Source organism: Luedemannella flava, from assembly GCF_039528515.1.
Taxonomy (GTDB): Bacteria; Actinomycetota; Actinomycetes; order Mycobacteriales; family Micromonosporaceae; genus Luedemannella; species Luedemannella flava.
This window is the reverse complement of record NZ_BAAALT010000194.1, coordinates 1-25953: the sequence shown is the minus strand read 5'-3', so window position 1 is coordinate 25953 and position 25953 is coordinate 1. Positions and strand designations below refer to the sequence as shown.

Genomic DNA, 25953 nt, shown 5'->3' with positions numbered 1-25953 from the left:
GGCGGCGCAGCTGGCGCGGCGCGACCGCCGTCGCGGGCAGGTCGAACAGGGCGTCGGCCCCGCCCGCCGCGCCGGCGCTCAGCTCGCCGGGGCCGAACAGGCGGATGACGCCGTACTCGCCGTCGTAGCCGGGGGTGCGGCGGACCTCGCCGCGGCGCAGCCGGGCGATGGCCTCGCCGAGCAGCTCGCCGCCGTGGCGGGTCACGTCGGCCAGCGGGGCGGCCGTGAGGATGTGCAGCTCCGGGCCCAGGGCCGCGACCAGGGTCGAGATGCGCCCGGCAACCGACTTGCTCTTCGGCCCCACCCCGTTGATCTCGCCGAGGATCTCGGCGAGCTGCACGAGGTGGGTCACCCCCGGCCGGCCGGCCGGTCGGAAGTCGTCGGGGCGGTCGGCGAGGTCCTCGACGCGGCTGAGCACGCCGACCGTCAGCGGCTTGGCGCACTCCGGGCAGGCGCCGCCCGCGTCGCGGGTGCGCTGCGGCGCCCAGTTCACGCCGCAGGCGCGGTGCCCGTCCGCGTGGTATTTCCCCTCCTCGGGGAAGAACTCGATCGTCCCGTGCAGCCCGTCGCCGGTCTCCAGCGCCCGGCGTACGCCCGCGTAGTTGATCTCAGAGGTGAGCAGGGTGGCCTCGCGGGCCAGGGCCTGCGGGCTGTGCGCGTCCGAATTGGAGACCAACTGGTACGCGTCGAGGCTCGACACCCGCCAGTTCATCTCCGGGTCCGAGCTCAGGCCGGTCTCCACCGCCTTGATGTGCCCGGCCAGTTCGGCGTAGCAGTCGGCGATCGCGTCGAAGCCCGACTTGGAGCCCAGCGCCGAGAACCACGGGGTCCAGATGTGCGCGGGCACGAGGAAGCCGTCCGGGCTGGCCTCCAGCACGACCTCGAGCAGGTCGCGCGAGTCCAGGCCGATGATCGGGCGGCCGTCGGAGCCCAGGTTGCCGCCCAGGCCGCCCTCGCCCCGGCCGAGCCGGGCGTTGAACCGCGCCACGGCGTCCAGGTCGGGCAGGTAGATCAGGTGGTGCACCTTGCGGGTGCGCCCGTCGCGGCTGTAGATCGTGGAGATCTCGACCGAGAGCATGAACCGGACGGGCTCGCCGTCGGTGACGCTGCCGGGCAGCCGTCGCAGGACGGCCGCCTCGGCGTCCCCGCTGAGCCGGAACAGACCGGGCGCCTCCTCGTCGGGGACGAGGTTCTGGCGCAGGTGGTCGTACCACGCGGGGTGGGTGAAGTCGCCCGTGCCGAGCACCGAGATGCCCTTGCGCCGGGCCCACCAGGCGAGATTGTCCAGCTCAAGGTCGCGACTGCAGGCCCGCGAGTACCTCGAGTGGATATGCAGGTCCGCGACAAAGGGGGCTTGCGTCAACGGGGGCACCCCGGCATCTTGCCTCATCCGAAAGTGTCGGGCCCCATTGCGCGCCGACACGCCGAAGCCGTCGACACAAATCCCTTGATCGTGCTAAATGGGGCGTTACTGTGTCGACCGCAGCTCGATGAGCGTGATATCGGGCGGCGCGCCGACGCGTACGGGCGGGCCCCAGAAGCCGGCGCCGTTGGTAACGTAGACGGGCATGCTGTCCACCTCGCCGAGGCCGCTGACCACGGGCTGCCCCGTGGCCCGCACGATGTACGTGAACGGCCAGATCTGCCCACCGTGCGTGTGGCCGGACAACTGCAGGTCCACGCCGCGCTTGGCGGCCTCGTACGCCTGCACGGGCTGGTGCGCCAGGAGCACCACCGGGCGGGTCGGGTCGCGGTCGGCGAGGGCCGCGTCGAAGTCGGGCGCGTCACCGTAGGAGGCGCCCACGATGTCGTTCACGCCGGCGAGGTCGATGCCGTTGGGCAGCGCGAGGCGTTCGTTACGCAGCGGCGTCACGCCCAGGGACGACACCTCGTAGATCCATTCGGCGTACCCCGAGAAGTACTCGTGGTTGCCGGTCACGAAGTACGACCCCTGCCTGGCGCGCAGCTCCCGCAGCGGCACGGCGGCCGGGCCGAGCTCGGCCACGCTGCCGTCGACGAGGTCGCCCACGATCGCGACGAGGTCCGCGTCGAGGCCGTTGACCATGTCGACGATGCGGCGGGTGTGCCCGATGCCGCGCAGCGGGCCGATGTGGATGTCGGAGACCAGCGCGATCCGCAGGCCGTCGGCCGAGCGGGGCAGCTTGCCGAGCGGGATCTGGACGCGCTTGAGCCGCGGCGGCCCGAGCGCGGTGCTCACCCCGGACGCGGTGATGCCGGTGGCGAACAGGCCGGCGGTGATGGCGACACCGCGGGCGAGGAACAGCCGGCGCGCCTCGCTGCTCGCCCGGTCGGCCTCCTCGGTCGCGTCGGTCCTGTCGGTCCTGTCGTCGGTCCCGTCGCGGGGCTCCGGCACCGTGGGCGGCACGCCGCCGCCCACGGGCACGGCCACGGGCGCGCGTCGCGGGGCGGGCCTGGCGCGGCGGGCGATCAACCGGCGGGCGATGAGCGTGGGGACCTCGGCCGCGACCAGGAAGACGACCAGGTAGAACATGACGGCCAGCCACAGGTACCCGGGCCAGGCCAGGACGCTGTCCACGCTGTGCGGCAGCACCCGGACGCCGAAGAACGTGGCGAGCAGCAGGACGGCGGCGGCGCTCACCGCGAAGGTGCCGACGGTGCGGCCCCGCGTGCCGGGCCGCGTCGTGGCCCGGACGAGCTTGCGCCACAGGTAGTAGTGCAGCCCGACGACAACCGCCAGCGCGGAGGCCAGGAAGATCACGGTCAGCCGCCCGCGAACGGCGGGAGGACGTCCACGGTCGCGCCGGGCGGCAGCGGCGCCTCATGGTCGTGCCAGGCGATCCCGTCGACGAGGAAACTGCACGCGGGCAGCACCCCGGCCAGCCGGCCGTGATGCTCGGCCGCGAGGTGGTCGAGCAGCGAGGCCAGGCTGGTCGCCTCCGCCGCCTCCTCGTTGACTCCGGCCGCCGCCCGGGCGCCCGCGTAGAACCGCACCGTCACCATGCCGCCATCATCACCACCGCCCGCCACCCCCGCCACCCCGGGCCACCCGAAGGTGCGCCACCCCGCAAGATCACCCACAAAAGGCCATCTACGCGCGAAATCCGAGGCCCGAATTCCGCACGTAAGGCCAACTTCCGCGCTCAGTCAGCCGCCGATCGCGGACATCGGACGGTCGGGTTGGAGGAAGGTGGGGTCGTCGATGCCGTGGCCTGCGCGCTTTCCCCACATGGCCGCGCGCCAGCGGTCGGCGATCTCCCCGTCAGGGGCACCCGCGCGAAGGAGTGCGCGGAGGTCCGTTTCGTCCTGGGCGAAGAGGCAGTTGCGGATCTGGCCGTCGGCGGTGAGCCGGGTGCGGTCGCAGGCGCCGCAGAAGGGCCGGGTCACGCTGGCGATCACGCCGACCTTGGCGGGTTGGCCGTCGTGGCCGGTCCAGCCGTCGACGAGCCATGTCTCGGCCGGCGCCGCGCCCCGGTGCGCCGGGTCGGGCCGCAGCGTCACCTCGGCCTGCAGCGCGGCGAGGATCTCGTCGGCGGTGACCATCTCGTCGCGCCGCCACCCGTGCTGGGCGTCGAGCGGCATCTGCTCGATGAACCGCAGCTCGAACCCGTGGTCCAGGGCGAACCGCAGCAGCGACGGCGCCTCGTCGTCGTTCACGCCCCGCATCAGCACCGAATTGATCTTCACGGGCCGCAGGCCGGCCGCGTGGGCCGCGGCCAACCCCGCGAGTACGTCCTCGATGCGGTCGCGCCGCGTCAGCGTGGCGAAGCGGTCGGCGCGCAGCGTGTCCAACGACACATTCACCCGGTCCAGGCCGGCGTCGACCAGCGGCTTCGCGAGCCTGGTCAGGCCGATGCCGTTCGTGGTGACCGACAGCGTGGGGCGCGGGCGCAGCGCGGCGGCCGCCGCGACGATGCCGAGCAGCCCGGGCCGGATGAGCGGCTCCCCGCCGGTGAACCGGATCTCCGTCACCCCGAGATCGACCACGGCGATGCGCAGCAGGTGCCCGATCTCGTCGTCGCTGAGCACGTCCTGGTGCGGCAGCCAGGCGAGTCCTTCCGCCGGCATGCAGTAGGAGCAGCGCAGGTTGCACCGGTCGGTGAGGGAGACCCGAAGGTCCGTCGCGCGCCGGCCGAACCGGTCGATCAGGCTCGACATCCTTTGACCCTAGCGCCCTGAGATCGAACCTGGTTATCCGCGGAGCGTGGCGCTCGCCGCACCGACGACCGCGTCGCGGTAGCCGCCGCCGAACTGTGCCGTGTGCACCAGCCACAAATGCAACTGATGCAGCGGTACGCGGGCCTGCCAGCCGTCCGCGAGCGGCCACACCTCCTGGTACGCCGCGAGGACGCGGTCCAGGTGGGGGGCGCCGCCGAAGAGGGCGAGCTGGGCCAGGTCGGTCTCCCGGTGGCCGCCGTGGGCGGCCGGGTCGACGAGCCAGACCCGGTCGGTCGTCCAGAGCAGGTTGCCGGGCCACAGGTCGCCGTGCAGGCGCGCGGGCGGCTCGTCCGGCGGGGCGTACTCGGAGATGGTGGTGAGCAGGCCCTCGACCAGGGTGACGTCCGCCGCGGACAGCGCGCCGTTGTCCTTCGACAGCCGCAGGTACGGCGCGAGTCGGTGGGTCGCGAACCACTGCGGCCAGTCGCCGCCGGGGGTGTTGTCCTGGGGCAGCGAGCCGATGAAGCCCGGCCAGGGCGCGCCGAGCGCGTCGGCGCCGGCCCGGTGCAGGGCGGCCAGCTCGCGGCCGAAGCGCTCGGCGGCGGCCGGGGTCGGCGCTTCCTCGTCGATCCAGGCCAGGCCGAGCAGGTCGGGCAGGTCGACGAGCACCTCGGGGATCGGCACCGCCCCCGCCTCGGCGAGCCAGCGCAGGCCGGCGGCCTCGGCAGCGAAGAAGCCCTCCGGGGCCGGCCCGCGCGCCGACTTCACGAAGATCGACGCCCCGTCCTCCAGGGTCAACCGGCGCGCCTCGCAGATCGATCCGCCGGCCACCGGCGTCTCCCGGATGCGCTGGTGCGTGAGGAAAGTGGGCAGATGGTGCGGGTGTTGACGCAGGTACGCGAGGTCCACGGCCACGAGCGTATCCGCGCAGGTGCTGTCCCTTCGCGCCGAGCAGGAGTAAGCATGAGGTCATGACCGAGCGAAGCGAGGGAATNCATGACCGAGCGAAGCGAGGGAATCATCAGGCGGGGTGGTAGTCATGGCGGCGCCTCGCGAAGCGAGGTGACGCCATGACCGAGACCATGCGGGCACCTGCTCTGCCGGCCGGGCTGACCATCCGGCCCTACCGGCCGTCCGACCATGGCGCGGTCCGGCGCCTGTGGGCGGAGTTCACGGAGCACCGGCGGCGGCTCTACCAGGACCCCCGGCTGGGTGGGCGGGACCCGGGGGCGGGATTCGAGGAGTACCTGACACGGCTCGACCTCTCCGGCATCTGGGTCGCGGACGAGCGCGACGAGGGCGTCGTGGGCTTCGTTGGGCTGATCATGGACGGGCGGGCCGGCAGGGTCGACCCGATCGTGGTGAGCGCCGCGCGGCGCGGCCACGGCGTGGGCCGAGGGCTTGTCAGCAAGGTGGCCGACGAGGCCCGCCGACGCGGCCTGGCCCGGCTGACCGTGTCGCCCGGGGCCCGCGACGACTCGGCGCTGCGGTCCCTGCACGCCGCCGGCTTCGACACGGTGGCCACGGTCACGCTGAGCCTGGACCTGCGTGGCGGGCCGGGGTCGGACGAACCGGCCGGCGACTCCATCCTGCTGCACGGCCTGAACTTCTCCACCTGACCGACGCTCGCCTGTGGATAACTTCGCGAGTTATCCACAGGCGAGCGGTACCGGCTTCCGATCGAGCGGTCCGGCTCGGACGCTCGATGCCATGACTCCCGACCCGTTCGGCGACGTTGTGCGGCTCTCGTCGCCGGCCGACATCATCGCCCTGATTCCGTACATGCTGGGGTTCCACCCGGCGGACAGCCTGGTCATCGTCGCCATGCGGGCGCGCCGGCCGGTGCTCAACGTCCGGGTCGACCTGCCCGGTCCCGGGCCCGGCCGACCCTCCGCCGTCGAGGTGCGCGACCTGCTGCGCCAGGTCGGCCGGATGGTCACCGACCAGGCCGCCGACGCCGCGATCCTGGTCGGCTACGGCCCGCGCGCCCGGGTCGCGCCCATGCTCAAACGCGCCTCGGCCCTGCTCACCCGCCGCGGCGTGCCCCTCTTCGACGTGCTCCGCGTGACCAATGGGCGGTACTGGTCGTACCAGTGCGCCAACAAGGCCTGCTGCCCGCCGGAGGGCACCCCGTTCGATATCGCGTCGTCGCCCGTGGCGGTGACCGCCGCGGTCGCCGGCCTGGTGGCCCTCCCCGATCGCGAGGCGTTGGTGAGCCAGGTCGACCCGGTCCCCCCGGAGGCCCAGCTGGACATGTGGGACGCGGTGGGGCGCGCCGACGAGCGACTGCTCGCGTTGGCCGACTCGGCGGACCTCGCCGACGACCCGGTCGGCGCGCTGCGCGACGCGGCCGACGCGGCGCTCGACGCCGCGCTGGCCGAGTGCCGCGCGGGCGCCGCGCTCCGCGACGACGACCTCGCCTGGCTGTGTGTCCTGGCGTCCCTGCTGCCGGTGGGCGAGCGCCTGTGGCAGCGCGTCCTGGACGCCTCCGCCGATCTGTCCACGCACCGTGTCCTGTGGCTCGACGCGCTGCGCCGCGCGCCGATGGATCTGGTGCCGGCCGTCGGCTGCCTGGCGTCCTTCGCGGCGTTGCAGGACGGCGACGGCGCGCTCGGCGCGGCGGCGCTCGACCGGGTGCTCGCGGTGGACGCCGACTACCCGCCGGCCCGCGTCCTCGACGCGGCCTTCGCGGCGGGCCGGCGGCCGGCCGCCCTCAACCCGCTCGAGCTGAGCGACCCGCACCGCTGACCGCCGGGTGTGGTCCGGGTAACCGGGCGAGTTGGTTGCGGTACGCGGGCCGGCCGGCTCACGATCAGTGGGTGGCGGGGTACAGCGCGATTGTCGTCGCGGGCGGGGGTGGCCGACGGATGGCCCGGCCGGGCCCGAAGCCGGCGCTCGCCGTCGGTGGGGTGCCGATGGTGCTGCGGGTGCTCGGGGCCGTCGAGGCGGCGCGACCGCGCGTCGTCGTCGGGCCCGACACGCTCGCCGGCCTCCTGCCGCCCGACGTGATTGTCACCATGGAGTCGCCCCCGGCCGGCGGCCCGGCCGCCGCCGCGGCGGCGGGGCTTGCGGTCCGCCTCCCGGATCACGGCCCGCGACCGGACATTGTCGTGCTGCTCGCGGCTGACCTGCCCTTCCTTACTGCCGACGCGGTCGACACGCTCGTCGCCGCCGCCCGCGACGGCGGCCGGCCGGTCGACGGGGCCGTGGCGGTCGACGGCGACGGGCGTGAGCAGTGGCTCTGCGGCGCCTGGTCGGTGGCCGCGCTCCGGGCCAGGATCTCCCAGGTCGGAGAGCTGTCCGGCACGTCACTGCGCGCCCTGCTCGGCGGGCTGACGGCCACCCACGTGAGACTCGCCGACGTCGCGCAGCCCACACCCACCTTCGACTGCGACACTGTGGACGATCTGAACCGCGCGGAGGAAATGACCCATGGCCGAGCGTAGCGAGGGAATCAACCAACTCAGCCATGGTCATGCCGACGCCGACCGAAGGGAGGTGGCGGCATGACCAGTCTGGATGAGTGGACCGCCAGTGCCTGCCGGGCGCTCGCCCTCGATCCCGCCGACGTCGACCCGACCCTCATCCTCGACCTGGCCCGCGACGCCGCCCACAACGTGGCGCGGCCCGCCGCCCCGATCACCACCTACCTGCTGGGCATCGCGGTCGGTCGCGGCGCCGACCCGAAGGCGGCCGCCGCGCTGCTGCACAGCACGCTGTCCGCGTGGCCGCCGTCGGCCTGACAACGGCCGCCGGGCCGGTTGCGCCCGCGTGCGAGACTCGCGGCCATGTGGTCTCGGGCCCGTCGCGCCGCCACGGCTGCTGATCAGGCCCGGGGCGGCCTCGCGCTGGACGTCGTCCTGTACGCGTCCTCCACCCTCTTCGCGGTGTATACGGCCGTCGTCTCCGCACTGGACTCGCACCGCGCCTGGGGCGCCCTCGCGGTCACCGGGTACGGGCTCGCCACCCTGGTCGCGCTCGTCCAGTTGGCCCGTTACCGCCCCACGGACCTGACCGTCGTCCGCGCCCGGGCGTGGGTCGCCGGCCTCACCTGGCTCACGACGGCACTGATCCCGCTGGTCATCGCGGCACACGAGCGGGCCGCCGGGATCCTGGGCCGGACGCAGGAGGAGGTCCTCGTCATCGAGGACGGCGGCCGACGCCTCGCCGCGACCGGAACGCCGTATCTCGGGCGGGCCGCGATCGCCGCCCTCTCCAGCGGTGACCAGCTGTTCGGCTACCTGCCGTACCAGCCGGCGATGGCCGGCTTCGGGCTGGTCCGGGCCGCCGACGCGACCAGCGGCTGGTGGTCCGACGCCCGCGTCTGGTTCGCGGTGGCCACCGCGCTGGCCCTGGGCACCGCCCTGTACCTGCTGCGCCGCGCCGGCGCCGACCCCGGCCGGCTCGTCCGCGCCGCGCAGGCCGCCACCGTCCTGCCCGTGTGCGCCCTCACGCTGGCCACCGGCGGGGACGACCTGCCCGTGCTCGGGTTGTGCCTGCTCGCGTTCGCACTGGTCGCCATCGGGCGGTGGGGGTTGGCCGGGCTCGCCGTCGGGGCAGCCGCCGCGTTGAAGCTCTTCGCCTGGCCGGTCGGCGCGGTCCTCGCCGTCCTCGCCGTGACCCAGGGCCGGCGGGTCATCGGCCGCTTCATCGCCGGGGCGCTCGGCCTGCCGACGCTGACCCTGCTCCCCGCCCTGTACGTCGACCCCGACGCGCTCGTCGAGAACGTGCTGCGCTTCCCTACCGGTCACGGGATCGTGGTCAGCCCGGCTCAGTCGCCGCTGCCCGGGTACCTGATCGCGACAGCCCTGCCCGACGGGCGGCTCGTCGCGTTGGGCCTGCTCGGCGGCGCCGCCCTCGCGATCGGGATCTGGCTCGTCCGCCGCCCGCCGCGCTCCGCCGCCACCGCCGCGCTCATCACCGGCGTCGGCCTGCTCGCGGCGCTCCTGCTGCTGCCGAACACCCGGTTCGGGTACCTGCTCTATCCCGTCGCGTTCCTCGTCTGGGCCGGCTGCCTGCGCCACCGGGCGCCGGCCCGCACGCCGCCCCTCGTCCCGCGGCAGACCCGCCGGACCGCTATCCGACCTCGGCCAGCGCCGTCGGAGTCGACGGGCTGACCAACCGCGGCTCCGGCACGGGCCTGGCCTCCCACGACAGGTCCCGCACGCCCTTCGAGAACAGGGCCGCCACCGACGCGACCGCGATCACCACGGCGCTGCCCAGCATGCTGGCCGAGGCGCCGACGAACGCCACCGCCGGGCCGGCGATCAGCATGCCGAGCGGCCCGAGCATCAGCGAGCCCAGCGCGTCGTAGGAACTGACCCGCGACAGCGCGGCCTGCGGGATCTCCCGCTGCAGCGTGGTGTCCCAGACGACCGTCAGCGTGTCCAGGGCGACGCCGGCGAAGAACGCGACCACCGCGGCGACCAACAGCGGCGCCCCGACGCCCAGCGCCAGCGGCACCAGGGCCAGCGGCAGCGCCATGAGCACCACGAGCCGCACGGGTCGGCGCGGCCGCACCCGGATCGCGATGAGGACGCCCACCAGCATGCCGACGGCCTCGGCGCCGAGCACCCACGACCAGCCCTTCGGGCCGCCGAGACGCTCGTTGGCCACGACCGGGCCGATCACGCTCCACACGCCCTGCAGCACCATCACCACGAACGAGAACTGGACGACCGGCACCCACAGCCACGTGCGCGAGCGGAACTCCTGCCAACCCTCGCGCAGGTCGCGCAGCATCGAACCGCGCTCGCTCAGGGGCGTACTCACCGGGGGAAGCCGCAGGCCCGCGGTGAAGGCGGCGGACGCGAGCAGCAGCCCCGCGTTGATCACCATGGTCCAGCCGGCGCCCAGCACCGCGACGCAGCCACCCGCCAGGGCGAACCCGCTCACGCGGGCGCCGTTCATGCCCAGCCGCAGCAGGCCGTTGGCCGTCTGCAGTCGCTCGGCGGGAACGACCTCGGGCACGACGCCGGTGCTCGCCGGGAAGAACATCGCGGTCGCCATGCCGGCCACCGCGGACAGCGTGACCAGCAGCCACAGCGGCGCCCACCCGGTGATGAGCAGCACGGCCAGGCCGCCCCACGCGGCGGCGGCCGCCAGGTCGGCGGACATCATCACCCGGTACCGCGGCAGGCGGTCCGCGATCACGCCGCCGAGCAGCATGAACACGACCATGCTGAGCGACTCGGCGGCCACCACGACCGACAGGGTCATGGCGGTGGCGCCGGGCAGCGCGAGGACCCCGAACGCGAGCGCCACCGGTCCGAAGGCGCCGCCGAGCATCGAGGAGGTACGGGCGGCGAACAGCAGACTGAACCGACGGTCACGAAGAATAACCAGATCCTGGCGCACAGCGACGAGGGTATCGGCGATGGCTGACAGCGCACGGCGCCAAGTTCGCCGACGGCTCCCACCGCACGCTCAACCGGGGGAGTATGTGTGATGTGTTCGACACCGGTGGGCGGGGGACGCACTTCACCGACCGGTCCCACGCCGGAGAGGTGCTGGCCGCGGCAGTGACGGGGTACGCCGGTCGGGACGATGTGATCGTCTTAGGCCTGGTCCGCGGCGGTGTGCCCGTTGCGGCGCCCGTTGCCGCCGCGCTGAAAGCTCCACTCGACGTGCTCGTGGTGCGCAAGTTGGGCGTGCCGTGGGCACCCGAGGTCGCGTTCGGCGCGCTCGGCCCGGGCGGCGTCCGGGTGCGCAACGACGACGTCGAGTCGCGCCTTCCGCCCCGCGACGTGGCGGCGGTCGTCGAGCAGGAGACCGCCGAGCTGACCCGCCGCGAGCGGCGCTACCGGGGCGACCGCCCGCCGCTGGACCTCGCCGGCCGGGTGGCGATCATCGTGGACGACGGGCTGGCCACCGGCGCGACCGCGCGGGCCGCGGTGGAGGTGGCGCGGCGTCTGGGGGCGGTCACGGTGGTCGTGGCGGTCCCGGTCGCGGCCCCCGACTCACTTCTCCTGGTACGGGCGGCAGCCGACGAGGTCGTGTGCCCCGCCGCACCGGCCCGCTTCATGGCGGTCAGCCAGTTCTACGACGAGTTCCCCCAGACGACCGACACCGAGGTGCTCGCCCTCCTGGCGACCGGGTGACGGTTTCGCGTTGTGGCGCCAAAGCGCTGTTATCCGGTCACACATTCCAACGCTAGGGCGCCATAACGTCGGAGTGCGGGTTGGTGCGGACCGTTAGCCGATGGCCATGTCGACGAAGCGGGAGAAGTGGAGCTGGGCGGCGACCGTGACCGTGTCCGTCGGGCCGTTTCGGTGCTTGGCGACGATGAAGTCCGCCTCGCCGGCGCGCGGCGACTCCTTGTCATAGTAGTCATCTCTATGCAAAAGGATAACTACGTCAGCATCTTGCTCGATCGAGCCAGATTCACGCAAATCAGACAATTGCGGGCGCTTGTCGGTGCGCTGCTCGGGGCCGCGGTTGAGCTGGCTGACCGCGATGACCGGGCAGTCGACCTCCTTGGCGAGCAGCTTGAGGCCCCGGGACAGCTCGGCGACCTCCTGCTGGCGGCTCTCGGTGCGCTTCGGCGACGACATGAGCTGCAGGTAGTCGACCACGATGAGGCGCAGGTCGTTGCGCTGGCGAAGGCGCCGGGCCTTCGCCCGGATCTCCATGAGGTTCATGTTCGGGGTGTCGTCGACGAACAGCGGCGCCTCGCTGATCTCGCCCATCCGGCGCGCCAGCTTGGTCCAGTCGTCGTCGGAGAGCTTGCCGGAGCGCAGCACGTGCAGCGGCACCTTGGCCTCGGCGGAGAGCAGGCGCATGACGATCTCGACCTTGCTCATCTCCAGGCTGAAGATGGCGCTGGTGATGTTGTGCCGGATCGAGGCGCTGCGGGCGAAGTCCATCGAGACGGTGGACTTGCCCAGACCGGGACGGCCCGCCACGATGATCAACTGGCCGCCGTGCAGGCCGTTGAGCAGCCGGTCCAGGTCGGAGAAGCCGGTCGGGATGCCGGTCATGACGCCGTCGCGGGCGCCCACCGACTCGATCTCGTCGAGCGTGGGCTGGAGCAGGTCGTTGAGGACGGCGAAGTCGTCGCTGACCCGCTTCTCGGTCACCTCGTAGACGGCCTGCTGGGCCAGGTCGACGATCTCGTCGACGTCGCGCCCGCCGGGACCGCTGTTGTAGCCGAGCTGCACGACCCGGGTGCCCGCCTCGACGAGGCGGCGCAGCACCGCCCGCTCGGCCACGATGCGCGCGTAGTACGCCGCGTTGGCGGCCGTCGGCACCATGTTCATGAGGGTGTGCAGGTACGGCGCGCCGCCCACGCGGGCGAGGTTGCCCGAGTCGGCGAGCGCTGCCGCCACGGTGATCGGGTCGGCGGGCTCGCCCCGGCCGTAAAGGTCGAGGACCGCGTCGAAGACGGTGGCGTGCGCCGGCTTGTAGAAGTCGTTGGACTTCAGGATCTCGACGACGTCGGCGATGGCGTCCTTGGACAGCAGCATGCCGCCGAGCACGGACTGTTCGGCGGCGACGTCCTGGGGAGGGGTGCGGTCGAAGGCACCGTCGCCGGTGCGCGGCGGATCCGCCGACGGCCCCTGCGTACGCGAGCCCGCCGCCTGCACATCGTCGGTGACCGACACCGTGCCACCCCCACCACGCACGCGCTGCCGCGTCGTGCCCGCCTCCATGGATAGTCGCGGGGTACGACAACCCCGCGCGGCCGGCGCCCCCAACGCCGTCCCCGTGATCGCGACGCCAGGACGCCCCACGGTGATCCAGTCACGATAGAAACCAAGCCGTCCTTTTCCAAACAGCCCTGTTGATGAGCCTCGGGACAACCTGTGGATGAATACCGGTCATCCTGTGCACAGCTGTGTGCACAGGCTGGGGATTCAGCCTGGGGATCACCGCGCTTACCTGGGCTGACGTGCGTAAACGAAATCCGCAGCCTGTGGATAAAAGAAAGTTCCGACCGATGGGCCGGTGGCTCCCTTCGAGGCCGCCCGATCGGACGGCTCGCCGGTAACGCTGGCGTAACGGCGCGCGACCCGTCAGACTTCGCCCGTGGAGACTGGGCAGTGGGGAGCCGGCAGTTGGGCCGAGGACGGTCACGTCCCGGACCAGCGCCACCCGTACGCCGACCAGCCGCCGCCCCGCCCGGCCAGCATCTATCCGCCGGAGCCCTCGACCGTCTACCCGGCCGAGCCGCCGTCGGGAGGCTTCGTGCCCGACCCGCGCACGCCCATCAGCCCGTTCCCGGAGCCGCAGACCGCCGACCCGCGCACGGCCAACCCGCGCGGCGCCGGCCAGTACGCCGCGAACCCGTACCCGGCGCACCAGTACCCCGCGGACCGGTACGCGGCCGACGCGGCCCGGTATCCGGCCGACCCGCGCGTGTCCGGGTCGCATCCGGCCAACCCGCCCGGGGTCGACCCCCGGGGCGGCGGCTCGTGGGCCGACAAGGCGGACAACTCGTGGCTCAACCCGTACCCGGGCGACCGGTCGGGCGCCTGGTCGCACAGCGGCGCGCGCCCGGGCCCCGGCGAGCCCAGCGGATCCTGGCGCACCGGGGCGTACCCCGGGGAGGATCTGAGTCTGCCCGACGGCGACCTGACGGCCGGCGGCGGCGGGCGACCCAAGACCTATGGCCGCCCGCGCCAGCAGAAGGGCGCGCCGAAGGTCGGCGGCCACCCGCCGCGGGCGGGCGACGGCTACCCGGTGGGACTGCGGCCGGTCTCGGCCACGCCGGTCTACCGGGGCTCGTTCCCCATGCGCCGGATCAACCCCGTGATCACACCGGTCGCGGAGCAGCCCGACTACCGCCGGGCCACGATCTACACCTTCGCGTGGTACGGCGTGCCGATCCTGCTGTACCTGGCCTGGGCGCTGACGCTGGAGGCCAACCGGCGCTCGTTCGTGCTGCAGCAGCTCGGCGTGAACTTCGTCTGGCTGCTCTCCGCCGCCGCGCTGTCGCTGCTGCTCGGCGTGGCGCTGCGCTGGGTCGCGCACGAGTGGCGCAACCTGACGGTCAGCTTCGCCGCGGCGGTGATGGGCTCCGGCTTCGTCACCGTCATCCACACCCTCGTCACGGGAAGCTGACCGTCCCGTCCCCTAGTCGCTCAGGCGGCGGTACCGGCGCGCGGACAGCGGCAGGAAGATCGCGGTCAGCACGACCGGCCACGCGATCGCGAGCAGCAGCGCGTGGTCGCTCACGGGCGTGCCCGGGTTGCCGAACAGCTCCCGCACGGCCGAGGCCGTCGCCGACAGCGGGTTCCACGCGGCGATCGCGCCGAGCCAGTCCGGCATGGTCGCCGGGTCGACGAAGAGCCCGGACAGGAAGCTGACCGGCCACACCAGGATCTGCACGATCGCCACCGACTCGCTGCCCTTGAGCACCAGGCCGAGCAGGATGCCGACCCACAGCAGCGCGAACCGCAGCAGCAGGAGCAGCCCGAACGCCGCCAGCGCGGGCCCGATCCCGTTGTGCCAGCGCCAGCCGAGCGCCGCGGCGGCCGCGACGAGGACGGCGAGGCCGACGACGGAGTTCATCAGGTCGGCGACGCACCGGCCGAGCACGACCGACGCCGAGTTGATCGGCAGCGACCGGAACCGGTCCGTGACGCCCTTCGCCACGTCCTGTGACACGGCCGTCATCGTCGACTCGACCCCGAAGAACATGGCCAGCGCGAACATGCCCGGCATCAGATAGTCGAAGTAGTTGTCGCCGATCGCGCCGCCGAACAGCCCGCCGAACATCAACGCGATGAGCACCGTGAAGAGCCAGTTGATGAGTACGCCCGCGGGCTGCTGACGCCAGTGGGTGATCTCTCTTTGGGCCAGCACCCAGGTCTCCGTCGTCACAGGCTCGCCCCTTCCTTCGCGTGCTGCGCGATGAAGACCTCGTCGAGGGTGGGCCGGCGGAGGTTGACCTCGGCCGGCTCCAGGCCCGCCCCGGACAGGCTGGTGCTGATCGCGATCAGGGCCTTCGTGCGCTGCTTGACCGGGACGCTGATCTTCATTTGGTCGGCCTTCGGTTCGCCGTCGGCGTGCGGACGCAGGAGGCTCAGCGCCCTGGCCGCCTCGTCGGGACGGTCGAAGATCACGTCGATCCAGTCGCCGCCGACGGCCGCCTTCAGCTCGTCGGGCGTGCCCTCGCTGACGACCCGGCCGTGCCAGAGCATGGCGACGCGGTCGGCGAGCTGGTCGGCCTCCTCCAGGTACTGCGTGGTGAGCAGGATCGTGGTGCCGCCCTCGGACAGCTCCCGCAGCGACGCCCAGACCTCCTGGCGGGCCTGCGGGTCGAGGCCGGTCGTGGGCTCGTCGACGAAGAGCACCTCGGGGGCCACGATCAGGCTGGCGGCGAGGTCGAGCCGGCGCCGCATGCCGCCGGAGTATTTGGACACGGGCTTCGTTCCCGTGTCCGCCAGCGCGAACCTCTCCAGGAGCTCGTCGGCCCGTTGTGTCGCTTTCGCGGTGCCGAGGTGGTTGAGGCGGCCGAAGAGCACCAGGTTCTGCCGGCCGCTGAGCACCTCGTCCACCGCCGCGTACTGCCCGACGAGCCCGATGCGGCGCCTGACGTTCGCCGCGTCGGCGCTGACGTCGAAGCCGGCGACCGTGGCCTCGCCGGAGTCGAGCCGCAGCAGCGTGGCCAGGATCCGGATGGCAGTGGTCTTGCCGGCGCCGTTGGGGCCGAGCAGCCCGTACACGGTGCCGGTCGGGATCTCCAGGTCGAATCCGTCGAGCGCGGGCGCGTCGGCGCCCCGATAGGTCTTGCGCACCTGCCGTGCGGAGACGGCGGTCTGTCCCATGGTCCTACCTCCCCTGAGTTGAACCGTGCGCCGTACCGTACACCGTACGGCGGCTGTTAGGCTAGTCGGGTGACCGACGCCGCCCGCAGCCTGGCCCTGCTCTGGGGCACCCAGACCAGGACCGGCCGCTCCGGCCTGTCGCTGCGCGGGATCGTGACGGCGGCCATGTCGCTCGCCGACGCCCAGGGCCTGGACGCGGTCTCGATGCGCAAGCTCGCCGAGGAGCTGGGCGTCGGGACGATGTCGCTCTACACCCACGTCCCGGGCCGCACCGAGCTGCTCGACCTCATGATCGACTCGGCGTACGGGGAGCTCTACCAGGACGTCGACGAGCCGTTGCGGCAGCCGGGCGGGTGGCGCGGCGGGCTGGAGTTCATCGCGCGGCGCAACTGGGACACGTACCGCCGTCACCCGTGGCTGCTGTCCGCGGCCGGCGTGCGCCCCGCGTTCGGCCCGAACGCCTTCCTGAAGTACGAGGCGGAGCTGCGCCCGATCGACGGCATCGGGATGTCCGACGTCGAGATGGACTCGGCGCTCACCCTCGTGCTCAACCACGTCCAGGGCCTGGCCCGGCTCGCGGCCAGCCTCGAGCAGGCCCGGCGGGAGTCCAGCGACGGCGAATGGTGGCAGACGCAGGCGCCCCTGCTGGAGAAGTTCAGCCGGGGCATGGACCTGCCCGTCGCGGGACGGGTCGGGCAGGCGTCCAGCGAGTTCTACGACGGGGTGGCCGACCCGCAGCACGCGCTGACGTTCGGCCTCGCCCGCATCCTCGACGGCATTGAGCGCCTCATCGCCGACTAGCGCTCCTGGAGTGTGTCGGCCGATGCCGGCGTTTGCGGATGCACGGGTTGGATACGGAAGGGGGGCCGGCGTCAGCCGGCCCCCCTTCGCGTTGGTGTGACTACTTGGCCGCGACCACGTTCAGCGCGATCTTGGCGGTCACCTCGGGGTGCAGGCGGACCTGCACCTGGTAGGCGCCGACCGACTTGATGTGGCCGGGCAGCTCGATGCGGCGCTTGTCCAGCTCCGGGCCGCCGGCGGTGCGGACCGCCTGCTGCACGTCGCCGGGCGTGATCGAGCCGAACAGGCGGCCGCCGGTGCCGGCGCGCGCCTGCAGCTTGACGGCGAGGCCCTCAAGCTGCGACTTGACCTCGTTCGCCTGGCCCAGGTCACGGATCTCGCGGGCGTCGCGCGCCCGCTTGATCGAGGTGATCTGCTTCTCGGCGCCCTTGGTCCAGCTGATGGCGAACCCCTGCGGGAGCAGGTAGTTGCGGCCGTAGCCGTCCTTCACCTCGACGATGTCGCCGGGAGCACCGAGGCCCGTAACCTCCTGAGTAAGGATGATCTTCATGTCCGGGCCTCCTCTCAGCGGGACGTCGTGGTGTAGGGCAGCAGGGCCATCTCGCGCGCGTTCTTGACGGCGCGCGCGATCTGACGCTGCTGCTGCGAGCTGACACCGGTCACCCGGCGCGCGCGGATCTTGCCGCGGTCCGAGATGAACTTCCGCAGGAGCGCGGTGTCCTTGTAGTCGATGTAGGTGATCCCGTCCTTGTCGAGCGGGTTCACCTTCTTCTTGGGCTTGCGGAGGGCCGCAGGCTTCGGCATGTCGTTACTCCGTGGATCGGTGTTCCAGGCGATCGCCTAGAACGGAGGCTCTTCGTCGAAGGAGCCCGAACCGCCGGCCGGGGCGGAGCTGGCCCACGGGTCGTCGACCGACGCCCCGCGACCACCGCCGCCGCCACCACCGCTGGCACCGAAGCCGCCGCCACCGCCCGAGCCGCGGGACGCCTTCTGCACCTTCGCCGTGGCATACCGCAGCGACGGGCCGATCTCGTCCACCTCGAGCTCGATAACGGTGCGCTTCTCGCCCTCGCGCGTCTCGTACGACCGCTGACGCAGTCGGCCGGTCACGATGACCCGGGCGCCGCGCTGCAGCGACTCGGCCACGTTCTCCGCCGCCTGACGCCACACCGAGCAGGCGAGGAACAGCGGCTCGCCGTCCTTCCACTCGTTGGTCGCGCGGTCGAGGGTGCGCGGGGTCGACGCGATGCGGAACTTCGCAACGGCCGCCCCCGACGGGGTGAAGCGCAGTTCAGGGTCGTCGGTGAGGTTTCCGACGACCGTGATGACGGTCTCTCCTGCCATGGTCACTCCAGAGCTGTACGCCACGATTGTTTGTCGTGGCTCACGCTGCCATATCGGTGCGACGGTTCGGGATAACCCCGGGGTCCCGCTTAGCGGGTTTCCGGGCGAATGACCTTGGTGCGCAGGACCGACTCGTTCAGCCGCAGCTGACGGTCGAGCTCGGCCACGGCCTCAGGCGTCGCCTGCAGGTCGATGACCGCGTAAATGCCCTCGGTCTTCTTGTTGATCTCGTACGACAGGCGGCGGCGCCCCCAGACGTCGAGCTTCTCCACCGAGCCACCCGAGGAACGGATGACATTGCTCAGGTACGTGTCCAGCGACGGGGTAACAGTGCGCTCCTCAAGAGCGCCGTCGAGGATCACCATGATCTCGTAATGACGCAAGACTTTCTCACCTCCTATGGGCTAGGCGGCCACGGGCTCTCCGTGGCAGGAGGTCAAGCGTCACCGCGGGGCAAGGCCCACACGGCATGGCCGCGCCCGCGAACCGGGCACAACCGACCCACAACGATACAGGCACCGGCTCACCCGCCCGCGCCGTGTCCCCACGGCTGCAAAAGTCGACTTGTGGCGCCTTCCCGAGCCGCCGAACGGTGCGAAGGTCGACTTTTGCCCGCTGGGCGTGGCGGGAGGGGGTGAAAAGGACCGCGGGGCGCGTTGTCCGCATTCTTTGGGTGGGACCTGGGGAGGAACGACCACACCGACGAGGTAGGACAACGACGCCCCGCGGAGACTGTGTCTCGGGGAATTGTGCTGTTTTGTGAGTCCAATGTTAGACCGAATTACCTGCATTGTCACGCTTGCTCCCCTGCGTGGCGTCGGCGGCGACTTGAGTCGCGCCGGATCGCGATCTCGTCGCCGCCACCGGCATGGCCAGGCCCGCGTCCGTGTCCGGAGCGCTGTGAGCGCTCGGCGGAGCGGCGCCGTGCTGCGGTATGTCGGGGCCGGCCCGTAGGCTGCCCGGTATGCGTATCGGTGCCCACGTCGAACCTGCCGACCCGCTCGCCGAGGCGGCCGCCCGCGGGGCTGACGTCGTCCAGTTCTTCCTGACCGACCCGCAGGCGTGGACCGACCCCGAGCCGCGCGCCGACGCGGACGCGCTCCGCGCCGCGGACGTGGACCTCTACATCCACGCGCCGTACCGGATCAACGTCGCGACGCTGAACAACCGCATCCGCATCCCGAGCCGCAAGCTCCTGCTCTCCCACGCCCGCGCCGCCGCCGACCTCGGCGCGAAGGGCCTGATCGTGCACGGCGGCCACGTGGACAAGGGCCACGACGTGGCCACCGGCTTCGAGAACTGGAAGAAGACCTTCGAGTACGCCGCGAAGGAGGGCGGCTTCCCGCTGCCCATCCTCGTGGAGAACACCGCCGGTGGGGACAACGCGTGCGCCCGCCGGTTCGACGCGCTCGCCCGCCTGTGGGACACCATCGGGGAGTACGGCGCGGGTTTCTGCCTGGACACCTGCCACGCCTTCGCGGGCGGCGAGGAGCTGCTCGGCATCGTCGACCGGGTGAAGGCCATCACCGGCCGGATCGACCTGATCCACGCGAACGACTCGCGTGACCCGTTCGACTCGGGCCGCGACCGGCACGACAACCTCGGCAGGGGCACCATCGACCCCGAGCTGATCGTCGCCGTCATCCGCGCCGCCGGCGCGCCGGCGGTCGTCGAGACGCCCGGCGGCGCCGAGGGCCAGGGCGCGGACATCACCCTCCTGCGCGACGGGCTGGCCGCGTGACGGCCAGCGGCGAGCGGCCGGCGCGGGGCGACAAGGGCCCCGAGAGCACGACCACCGAGACGGCCGAGCGCGCCGTCACCGGCGCGACCGCTCAACGACTACCCACCGACGCGCAGGCCGAGGACGCGCCGCAGGTCAAGGACACCACGCAGGCCGAGGACGGGCCGGGCGCCGCGGACGCGCCGCGTGCCGCACCCCCGCGGGCGCTGGCGTCTCCGCTGCCCAGGGCGCCGGGCGACGGGCCGGGGGTCAAGCTGTTCGCGGACGCGGAGACCGAGAAGAAGGAGCCCAGGCCCGCCGAGGAGCCGGGGCTGTCGAGCTGGCGGCGGTTCGCGCCGCAGGGCCCGAAGCCGCCGACCCGGGCGGCGCGCGTGGGGCGCCGGCTCGCGCCGGTCGGCCGGTTCCTGACCCACGAGTGGACGCTGGTCTGCCTGGGCGGGCTGGCGCTGGCCGTCCTTATGACCTGGCCGACGCTGCGCGACCCGGCCAGTACTCTCCCGGAAGATCTCGGCGATCCGACGCTGGTGGCCTATCTGATCTCCTGGGGCGGCCACGCACTGCTCAACGACCCGGCGCACCTGTGGCACCTGAACGCGTTCTATCCCTCGTCCTACGGGCTGGCGTTCAGCGACTCGTTCCTCGGGTACGCGCCGTTCGCGTTCTTCGGCACCGGGCCGGAGGCGGCCCTCATCCGCTACAACATCATCTACGTGCTGATCCTGGCCCTGGCCTTCATCGGCCTGTACGCGCTGGCCCGGCAGCTCGGCGCGGGCCGGCTCGGCTCGGCCGTCGGCGCGGCCGCGTTCGCGCTGGCGCCGTGGCGGCTCGGCCAGGCCGGGCATCTGCACGTGATCTCGACGGGCGGCATCGCGCTCGCGTTCGCCATGCTGGCGCGCGGGCACGGCATCCGGTTCCCGTTCCCGCGCCGCCAACCGGACGAGGAGGCGCCGGTCCGCACGACGCGGCCGGGCTGGGCGTTCGCGGGCTGGCTCGTCGCCACCTGGCAGATCACCATCGGCTTCGGCATCGGCCTGGTCTTCGCGTACGTGCTGCTCGGCACGGTCGCCGTCAGCGTGGTCCGGTGGCTGTGGAGCCGGCCGGGGTGGCGCCCGTTCGGGCCGGGCTGGCCGTCGCGGCGCCTGCTGTTAGCCGACGTGACCGGCGGTCTGATCTTCGCGGGGATCAGCGTCGCCATGGCCATGCCGTACCTGAAGGTCCTGGAGCTGTATCCGCAGGCGCGCCGCACCGAGGCGTCGGTCGCCTATTTCTCGCCCCCGCTACGCGGGTACTTCACCTCGCCGCCGGAGTCCCAGCTGTGGGGGCCGCTGCACGAGACCTCACGGAGCCTCCTCCAGTCGCCGGCCGAGATGGACCTGCTCCCCGGCTTCACCCTGTACGCCCTGGCCATCGCGGGCGTGGTGTTCTCGATCTGGTCGCTGCGCACCCGCCTGCTGCTCGCCGCCGGCGTCATCCTCACGATCTATCTCGGCATGGGCACGAACGCGCCCGGCCAGGGGTACCTGCTCCTCTACCGGAACCTGCCCGGCTTCGACGGCCTGCGCACACCCGGCCGCCTGGTGGTCTGGACGACCCTGCTGCTCGCGCTGCTCGCGGCCGGCGCCGTGACCGCGCTGGGCCGCCAGGCGGTGGCGGTGGCCCGGGTGCGCGGCCACTACGACCTGCCCGGCCTCGCCCGCTTTGCGCTGGTGGTGCCGCTCGCGCTGGTGCTCATCGAGGGCCGGAACATCACCCCGCACCCGACGATGCCGGCCCAGCCGGCCGCGTTGCGCGAGGTGCCCGGCCCGGTGCTGCTGCTGCCGAGCACCGACCTACCTGACATGCACGTCATGCTGTGGACCACCGACCGCTTCGTGGACCTGGCCAACGGCGCCAGCGGCTTCCTGCCGACGGAGCTGGCCCAGATCCGGCTGCAGACGAAGACGTTCCCGGACGCCGGCTCGGTGCAGTATCTGCGCAAGGTCGGCATCGCCACGGTCGTCGTCGTCCCGAGGCTGGCCAGGGGCACCCCGTGGGCCGAGCCGGAGACCCTGAACATCGACGGCCTCGGCATCACCCGGGAGGTACGCACCGACGGTACGGTCGTCTTCGACCTGTCGGCTCAGTAGGGCTGGAGGTCAGCTCGCCGTCGCGACCGGCTGGTCGCCCTCCACCGCGGGCGCCGGGACCCGGCGGGGGAACAGATACCGCCAGAAGCGCAGCTTGTCGAGGTGCACCCAGTCGGGGGCGTTGTCGAAGACGCCGCCGTCCGGGTCGTCGTCGTAGGTCCGGCGCACCAGGTCGTTCTCCGGGCGCAGGATGTCGCGGATGACGAGCGCGACGAGGACCGCGAGCGTCGTCCACCGGCATGACGCGGCGAACACGAACACCCATTCCTGGAAGATGTGCTTGCCCGAGACGGTGAGCAGCTCGCCGTAGAAGCTGAAGAAGTAGATCAGTTCGGCGGCCTGCCAGGCGAGGAACGCGCCCCACTTCGGGCGGGCCAGCACGGCGAGCGGGATCAGCCACATCACGAACTGCTGCGACCACACCTTGCTGGTCAGCAGGAACAGCGCGATGACGAGGAAGTTCAGCTGGGCGATGCGCGGCTTGCGCTTCGCGTAGACCGCGAGCGCGCCGATGCCGACGCAGCAGAGCACGAACAGGCCCTGGTACACCTTGTTCAGCAGGTCGATGTTCCCGCCGAGCGTGTTGAACGGCTCGATGCCGTACTTCTCGACGCCCACCGGGAAGTGGTTGCCGATGTACCAGAACGTGCCCCAGTCGATGCCGCGCTCGTCGGACAGGCGCCAGAACTCGTTCCAGCCCTCGCGGGCGTTGAAGAAGACGGGCGCGTTGACGGCGGCCCAGGTGACCGCGCCGACGCCGATCGTGATCAGCGCGTGCAGCCATCGTTTCGTGCGCAGCGCGAGCACGATCAACGGCCCGGCCAGGAACAGGGGATAGAACTTCGCGGCGGCGGCGAGACCCAGCAGGAGGCCGGCGACCCACGGGTGCCGGCGCGCCCAGGCGAACATGAACAGCGCGGTGAGCCCGATGGCGAACAGGTCCCAGTTGACCGTCGCGGTGACGAACACGGCCGGCGCCACCGCGATCATGGCGGCGTCCCAGGGCCGTCGTCGGCGCAGCGCGAGCGCCACCGCGATGGACGCGAGGCCGAACCCGAAGAGGATGAACGCGGTCCCGTTATAGAACCAGATGATCTCGTTTATCTCGCCCGGATGGGCGACGGCGTAGTTGTGCACCGGCAGGCCGACCACGCCCATGAGCGCGCCGGTCAGGACCGGGTACTCCACTTTGTGGTCGAAGTAGGGCCGCTCGCCCTTGTCCAGGCCCTCGGCGTAGTAGAGCGCGACCACGTCCGTGTAGCAGAAGTACTTGTACTGGCTCCAGTCCGACCAGGAGGCGTCCTGGCACGGGTACTTCTGCACCCAGTGCGCGCCGAACGTGAGCAGCGCGAGCACCAGCACGATCCGGACCGGCGTGAAGATCCGCCGGGGCCGCCGGACGGCGTGCTCCCCGAGCGACCCGCCGATGCTCTCCGCGAGCCCTCCGATGAACCGGTCCTCGTGGCCCGGCTCCGCGATGCGGTCGTCCGGGTCCGCGGGCCGGTCCAGGCCGTCCGGCTCGCCGCCGTCGAACCGGGGGAGTACGTCAGGATGCGCTGCGCTCATAGACGCCGATCCTGCCCTACCCGATCCGACGGCGCGAGCCGTCCGTCAGGGTTCTCGCCTGGCGATCTCTGTCGGTGTGGTGATCACGAGGCCGCCGCCGCCACCACCGCCACCGCCACCGCCACCGCCACCACCGCCGCCGGGGCCGCCGCCGCCGGTGGTCGGGGTGGTGCCACCCTGGTCATCGGTCGGCGGGGGGACCGGACCGTCGGTGTTGCACATCGGGTTGAAGCGGCAGCCGGGCCCCTGCGTCGGGTCGAGCTTCGGCGCGGGCGACGGCGTGTTGCCGGCCGAGTCGTCGCCCATGAAGACGGGCTGACCGAAAGATTCACGCTTGAGGTCGAGCGCCTTGGCGACCCGGGACTGGAACTCGCGGTACATCGGCCCGCCGAGCGTCGAACCATAGATCAGCTGGCCGCTCTTGAGGCGGAGCGGTTTCTCCTTGGACTTGTTGCCCACCCAGATCGCCGTGGCGAGCTGCTTGGTGTAGCCGACGGTCCAGGCGTGCGCGTTCTCGACTGTGCTCTTGCCGTACTGCCAGGTGCCCGTCTTGCTCGCGCTGTCCGTTCCGTCACTCAGCCGGCCGGCCTCGACCTTGCTGAGCGTGTAGTCCAGGTCGTTGATCGCGTTCTGGTTGAGGATGGGCTTGTCCTTGCCGGTCGGCAGCTGCTCGCTGTAGATCGGTTTGCCGCCGTCCGTGACCGACTTGACGAAATGAACCTGGGCGCGGATGCCGTCGGCGGCGAACGTCGCCATGCCGTTCGCGTGGTCCACGACCGTCACGGGGTACTGCCCGATCCCGACCTCGGTCTGGAACGGGTAGGGCGTCACGTCCGCACCGGTCTTCTTACGCAGGTCCTGGCGCACGGACTTGTCGTCGATGGACGCCCACATGTCCTGGATGCCGGCCGCGCGCGCCATGTCGATGACCTTGTCGGCGCCGAGCTGCTCGGTCAGACCGAAGAACGGCACGTTCAGCGACGCGACCGTCGAGTCGATCAGGTTGCAGACGGGCTGACATTTGGCCGAGCTGGAGTTACGCACCGGGTTGCTCTTGGTACGGCCGCTCTTGGGGAACTCCATCGACTTCGGCGACGCCCAGTACGACTTGACGGAGATGCCTTCCTTCAGCGCCGCGGCGAGGGCGTAGGCCTTGAACGACGAGCCCGGTGGGTGCGCGCCGTAGCCGGTGGGCGTGCCGTCCTCGTCGTAGTACCAGCCGGCATAGTCCGAACCCGCGCCGTTGTGACCGCCGAAGTACGCGAGGACCCGGCCGGTCCCCGGCTGGACGGAGACGAGCGCCGCCTGCAGGTTGGACGGCTGCTTGTACAGGTACGAGTCCGGGTCCTTCTCGTCGGCGATGTCGATCGCGATGTCGTTGGCCCGCTTGTCGACCGTTGTAATGATCTTGAACCCGGCGTTCTCGATGTAGCCCTTCGGCCTGTCCTTGAAGTCGGGGTCACCCGACTGGCGCAGCTCGGACAGCGCGTGCTGGACGACGAGGCCGGTCGGTTCGCCCAGCTTGTTGTTGACCGTGGCCGTCTTGGTCGACCACTTCACGAACTTGGTCGGAAAGGACAGCGCGTCCATGTCCGCCTGGGGGAACTTCGCCAGCGGCTTCTCGTAGAGGCCCTTGCGGATGTAGTCGAACCGGTCCTTGGCCGCCTGCAGGTTCACCGAGGGGTCGAACGCCCCGTCACCGGGCGACTTGATCACGCCGGCCAGCACGATCGCCTCGGCCAGGGTGAGCGACTTCGCGGACTTGTTGAAGTAGGCGAAGGCCGCCGCCTCGATACCGTAGGCGTTACGCCCGAAGTACACGGTATTGAGGTACATGTCCATGATCTGGGCCTTGGTGTAGTCGTCGTCCATCTTCCAGGCCATCACGGCCTCCTGCAGCTTGCGGGAGTACGTGACGTCGGTCAGGTCGGCGGCGGCCCGGGCGTACTGCTGGGTGATCGTGGACGCACCCTGCTTGGTGCCACCCGTGAAGTTGTTGTACGCCGCGCGGACGATGCCCTTCATGTCGATACCGGGGTTGGTCTCGAACGTCCGGTCCTCCGCCGACATCACCGCCCAGGTGATGTAAGGCGGGAACTTCTGGGGGTCCTTGGTGTCGATCAGCGTGCGGTTGTACTCGCCGAGCTTCGCCATGAGCGTCTTGCCGTCGGCGTAGTAGACGGTCGTCGACTCGGGCAGCTGCAGCGCCTCCGGGGCCGGCACGCTCGCGACGTAGTACGTGCCGCCGACCACGCCGATGCCGGTGAGCATGATGAACACCGCGAACGCCGCGATGATGATGTTGCGGCGGCGGGCCTTCTTGGCCTTCGCGGGATCCTTGCCCCGCAGGCCTCGGGCGCCGCTGCCCTCACCGTCGGCGTACGGCTCGCCGAGCTCGTCGAACTCGTCCGGCCGACCCGGGCCACGGCCGCCGGGACCACCCGGCCCACGCCCGCCGGGGCCACCG

25 protein-coding genes are annotated in these 25953 nt (G+C 71.8%); 10 read left to right on the top strand and 15 right to left on the bottom strand.

Going from position 1 to position 25953, the window contains the following annotated elements; translation table 11 throughout:
* From ABD211_RS25465 to ABD211_RS25445, 5 genes are all read right to left on the bottom strand, one after another.
* Positions 1–1372 (bottom strand): endonuclease Q family protein (locus tag ABD211_RS25465; protein ID WP_344136988.1); only part of this gene is annotated, 1372 nt, incomplete at its 3' end.
* A gap of 96 nt (positions 1373–1468) precedes the next feature.
* Positions 1469–2740 carry a metallophosphoesterase gene (locus ABD211_RS25460; protein WP_344136984.1) on the bottom strand — a complete coding sequence of 424 codons (1272 nt, stop codon included), beginning with the start codon at positions 2738–2740 and terminating at the stop codon, positions 1469–1471.
* Between the two features lie 2 nt (positions 2741–2742).
* Positions 2743–2982 (bottom strand): MoaD/ThiS family protein, encoded by a 240-nt coding sequence (locus tag ABD211_RS25455; RefSeq protein ID WP_344136990.1) that lies wholly within the window; start codon positions 2980–2982, stop codon positions 2743–2745.
* A 144-nt stretch (positions 2983–3126) separates the two neighbouring features.
* On the bottom strand, positions 3127–4137 hold the full coding sequence (moaA, locus tag ABD211_RS25450) for a GTP 3',8-cyclase MoaA (RefSeq protein WP_344136982.1): 1011 nt from the start codon (positions 4135–4137) through the stop codon (positions 3127–3129).
* Positions 4138–4170: 33 nt separating this feature from the next.
* Positions 4171–5046: a fructosamine kinase family protein gene (locus ABD211_RS25445; protein ID WP_344136979.1), complete on the bottom strand. Its 876-nt coding sequence runs from the start codon at positions 5044–5046 to the stop codon at positions 4171–4173.
* Between the two features lie 161 nt (positions 5047–5207).
* Here ABD211_RS25445 and ABD211_RS25440 point away from each other — a divergent pair, with 161 nt between their 5' ends.
* From ABD211_RS25440 to ABD211_RS25420, 5 genes are all read left to right on the top strand, one after another.
* Entirely contained in the window at positions 5208–5756 is a 549-nt protein-coding gene (locus tag ABD211_RS25440; protein WP_344136976.1) for a GNAT family N-acetyltransferase, read from the top strand.
* Positions 5757–5847: 91 nt separating this feature from the next.
* Positions 5848–6885 carry a DUF4192 domain-containing protein gene (locus ABD211_RS25435; protein WP_344136973.1) on the top strand — a complete coding sequence of 346 codons (1038 nt, stop codon included), beginning with the start codon at positions 5848–5850 and terminating at the stop codon, positions 6883–6885.
* A 71-nt stretch (positions 6886–6956) separates the two neighbouring features.
* Positions 6957–7583, top strand: coding sequence for a molybdenum cofactor guanylyltransferase (gene mobA / locus ABD211_RS25430; protein ID WP_344136970.1), 627 nt, complete (start codon positions 6957–6959; stop codon positions 7581–7583).
* Positions 7584–7643: 60 nt separating this feature from the next.
* On the top strand, positions 7644–7880 hold the full coding sequence (locus ABD211_RS25425; protein WP_344136967.1) for a DUF6457 domain-containing protein: 237 nt from the start codon (positions 7644–7646) through the stop codon (positions 7878–7880).
* A 45-nt stretch (positions 7881–7925) separates the two neighbouring features.
* Positions 7926–9254: a glycosyltransferase 87 family protein gene (locus ABD211_RS25420; protein ID WP_344136964.1), complete on the top strand. Its 1329-nt coding sequence runs from the start codon at positions 7926–7928 to the stop codon at positions 9252–9254.
* Here the strand turns inward: ABD211_RS25420 and ABD211_RS25415 are convergent.
* Positions 9214–10494, bottom strand: a complete 1281-nt coding sequence (locus ABD211_RS25415) for an MFS transporter (protein ID WP_344136961.1) — start codon at positions 10492–10494, stop codon at positions 9214–9216. The genes ABD211_RS25420 and ABD211_RS25415 overlap by 41 nt on opposite strands.
* A 92-nt stretch (positions 10495–10586) precedes the next feature.
* Between ABD211_RS25415 and ABD211_RS25410 the strand changes: the two genes are divergently transcribed.
* Positions 10587–11237 carry a phosphoribosyltransferase gene (locus ABD211_RS25410; RefSeq protein WP_344136958.1) on the top strand — a complete coding sequence of 217 codons (651 nt, stop codon included), beginning with the start codon at positions 10587–10589 and terminating at the stop codon, positions 11235–11237.
* A 93-nt stretch (positions 11238–11330) separates the two neighbouring features.
* Here the strand turns inward: ABD211_RS25410 and dnaB are convergent, their stop codons facing one another.
* The gene (gene dnaB, locus ABD211_RS25405) at positions 11331–12788 is read right to left on the bottom strand and encodes a replicative DNA helicase (RefSeq protein ID WP_425560527.1); all 1458 of its coding nucleotides are present in this window, start codon (positions 12786–12788) and stop codon (positions 11331–11333) included.
* 376 nt (positions 12789–13164) lie between these two features.
* On the opposite strand from dnaB, the gene ABD211_RS25400 reads away from it, so the two are divergent.
* Positions 13165–14199 carry a hypothetical protein gene (locus tag ABD211_RS25400; protein ID WP_344136952.1) on the top strand — a complete coding sequence of 345 codons (1035 nt, stop codon included), beginning with the start codon at positions 13165–13167 and terminating at the stop codon, positions 14197–14199.
* 12 nt (positions 14200–14211) lie between these two features.
* Here the strand turns inward: ABD211_RS25400 and ABD211_RS25395 are convergent, their stop codons facing one another.
* Together ABD211_RS25395 and ABD211_RS25390 are read right to left on the bottom strand one after the other, a co-directional pair.
* Positions 14212–14961, bottom strand: a complete 750-nt coding sequence (locus ABD211_RS25395) for an ABC transporter permease (RefSeq protein WP_344136949.1) — start codon at positions 14959–14961, stop codon at positions 14212–14214.
* A complete protein-coding gene (locus ABD211_RS25390; RefSeq protein WP_344136946.1) occupies positions 14958–15908 on the bottom strand; it encodes an ATP-binding cassette domain-containing protein in 951 nt (316 codons plus the stop codon). Before ABD211_RS25390 ends, ABD211_RS25395 begins: the two co-directional genes overlap by 4 nt.
* Positions 15909–15977: 69 nt before the next feature.
* Here ABD211_RS25390 and ABD211_RS25385 point away from each other — a divergent pair, with 69 nt between their 5' ends.
* A complete protein-coding gene (locus ABD211_RS25385) occupies positions 15978–16709 on the top strand; it encodes a TetR/AcrR family transcriptional regulator (protein ID WP_344136942.1) in 732 nt (243 codons plus the stop codon).
* A 100-nt stretch (positions 16710–16809) separates the two neighbouring features.
* On the opposite strand, the gene rplI is transcribed toward ABD211_RS25385, so the two are convergent.
* The 4 genes from rplI to rpsF all read right to left on the bottom strand — a co-directional run bounded on the left by rplI (position 16810) and on the right by rpsF (position 18436).
* Complete coding sequence (rplI, locus tag ABD211_RS25380) at positions 16810–17259, bottom strand: 50S ribosomal protein L9 (protein WP_344136939.1); 450 nt, start codon at positions 17257–17259, stop codon at positions 16810–16812.
* Between the two features lie 14 nt (positions 17260–17273).
* Positions 17274–17513, bottom strand: a complete 240-nt coding sequence (gene rpsR / locus ABD211_RS25375; protein ID WP_344085867.1) for a 30S ribosomal protein S18 — start codon at positions 17511–17513, stop codon at positions 17274–17276.
* Between the two features lie 36 nt (positions 17514–17549).
* The gene (locus tag ABD211_RS25370) at positions 17550–18053 is read right to left on the bottom strand and encodes a single-stranded DNA-binding protein (RefSeq protein ID WP_344136936.1); all 504 of its coding nucleotides are present in this window, start codon (positions 18051–18053) and stop codon (positions 17550–17552) included.
* 89 nt (positions 18054–18142) lie between these two features.
* Positions 18143–18436, bottom strand: coding sequence for a 30S ribosomal protein S6 (rpsF, locus tag ABD211_RS25365; RefSeq protein ID WP_344085861.1), 294 nt, complete (start codon positions 18434–18436; stop codon positions 18143–18145).
* A gap of 581 nt (positions 18437–19017) precedes the next feature.
* Here rpsF and ABD211_RS25360 point away from each other — a divergent pair.
* The gene (locus ABD211_RS25360) at positions 19018–19794 is read left to right on the top strand and encodes a deoxyribonuclease IV (RefSeq protein WP_344136933.1); all 777 of its coding nucleotides are present in this window, start codon (positions 19018–19020) and stop codon (positions 19792–19794) included.
* A complete protein-coding gene (locus ABD211_RS25355; RefSeq protein WP_344136930.1) occupies positions 19791–21920 on the top strand; it encodes a hypothetical protein in 2130 nt (709 codons plus the stop codon). Before ABD211_RS25360 ends, ABD211_RS25355 begins: the two co-directional genes overlap by 4 nt.
* A gap of 9 nt (positions 21921–21929) precedes the next feature.
* Here ABD211_RS25355 and ABD211_RS25350 read toward each other — a convergent pair whose 3' ends face one another.
* Complete coding sequence (locus tag ABD211_RS25350) at positions 21930–23486, bottom strand: glycosyltransferase family 87 protein (protein WP_344136928.1); 1557 nt, start codon at positions 23484–23486, stop codon at positions 21930–21932.
* 45 nt (positions 23487–23531) lie between these two features.
* A partial coding sequence (locus tag ABD211_RS25345; protein WP_344136926.1) for a transglycosylase domain-containing protein occupies positions 23532–25953 on the bottom strand: 2422 nt, incomplete at its 5' end.

Bases quoted from the DNA above. Each gene is read 5' to 3' on its own strand.
- ABD211_RS25455 (WP_344136990.1), bottom strand. From the start codon at position 2,982: ATGGTGACGGTGCGGTTCTACGCGGGCGCCCGGGCGGCGGCCGGAGTC.
- moaA (WP_344136982.1), bottom strand. From the start codon at position 4,137: ATGTCGAGCCTGATCGACCGGTTCGGCCGGCGCGCGACGGACCTTCGG.
- ABD211_RS25440 (WP_344136976.1), top strand. From the start codon at position 5,208: ATGACCGAGACCATGCGGGCACCTGCTCTGCCGGCCGGGCTGACCATC.
- ABD211_RS25435 (WP_344136973.1), top strand. From the start codon at position 5,848: ATGACTCCCGACCCGTTCGGCGACGTTGTGCGGCTCTCGTCGCCGGCC.
- ABD211_RS25425 (WP_344136967.1), top strand. From the start codon at position 7,644: ATGACCAGTCTGGATGAGTGGACCGCCAGTGCCTGCCGGGCGCTCGCC.
- ABD211_RS25420 (WP_344136964.1), top strand. From the start codon at position 7,926: ATGTGGTCTCGGGCCCGTCGCGCCGCCACGGCTGCTGATCAGGCCCGG.
- dnaB (WP_425560527.1), bottom strand. From the start codon at position 12,788: ATGGAGGCGGGCACGACGCGGCAGCGCGTGCGTGGTGGGGGTGGCACG.
- ABD211_RS25390 (WP_344136946.1), bottom strand. From the start codon at position 15,908: ATGGGACAGACCGCCGTCTCCGCACGGCAGGTGCGCAAGACCTATCGG.
- rplI (WP_344136939.1), bottom strand. From the start codon at position 17,259: ATGAAGATCATCCTTACTCAGGAGGTTACGGGCCTCGGTGCTCCCGGC.
- rpsR (WP_344085867.1), bottom strand. From the start codon at position 17,513: ATGCCGAAGCCTGCGGCCCTCCGCAAGCCCAAGAAGAAGGTGAACCCG.
- ABD211_RS25370 (WP_344136936.1), bottom strand. From the start codon at position 18,053: ATGGCAGGAGAGACCGTCATCACGGTCGTCGGAAACCTCACCGACGAC.
- ABD211_RS25360 (WP_344136933.1), top strand. From the start codon at position 19,018: ATGCGTATCGGTGCCCACGTCGAACCTGCCGACCCGCTCGCCGAGGCG.
- ABD211_RS25350 (WP_344136928.1), bottom strand. From the start codon at position 23,486: ATGAGCGCAGCGCATCCTGACGTACTCCCCCGGTTCGACGGCGGCGAG.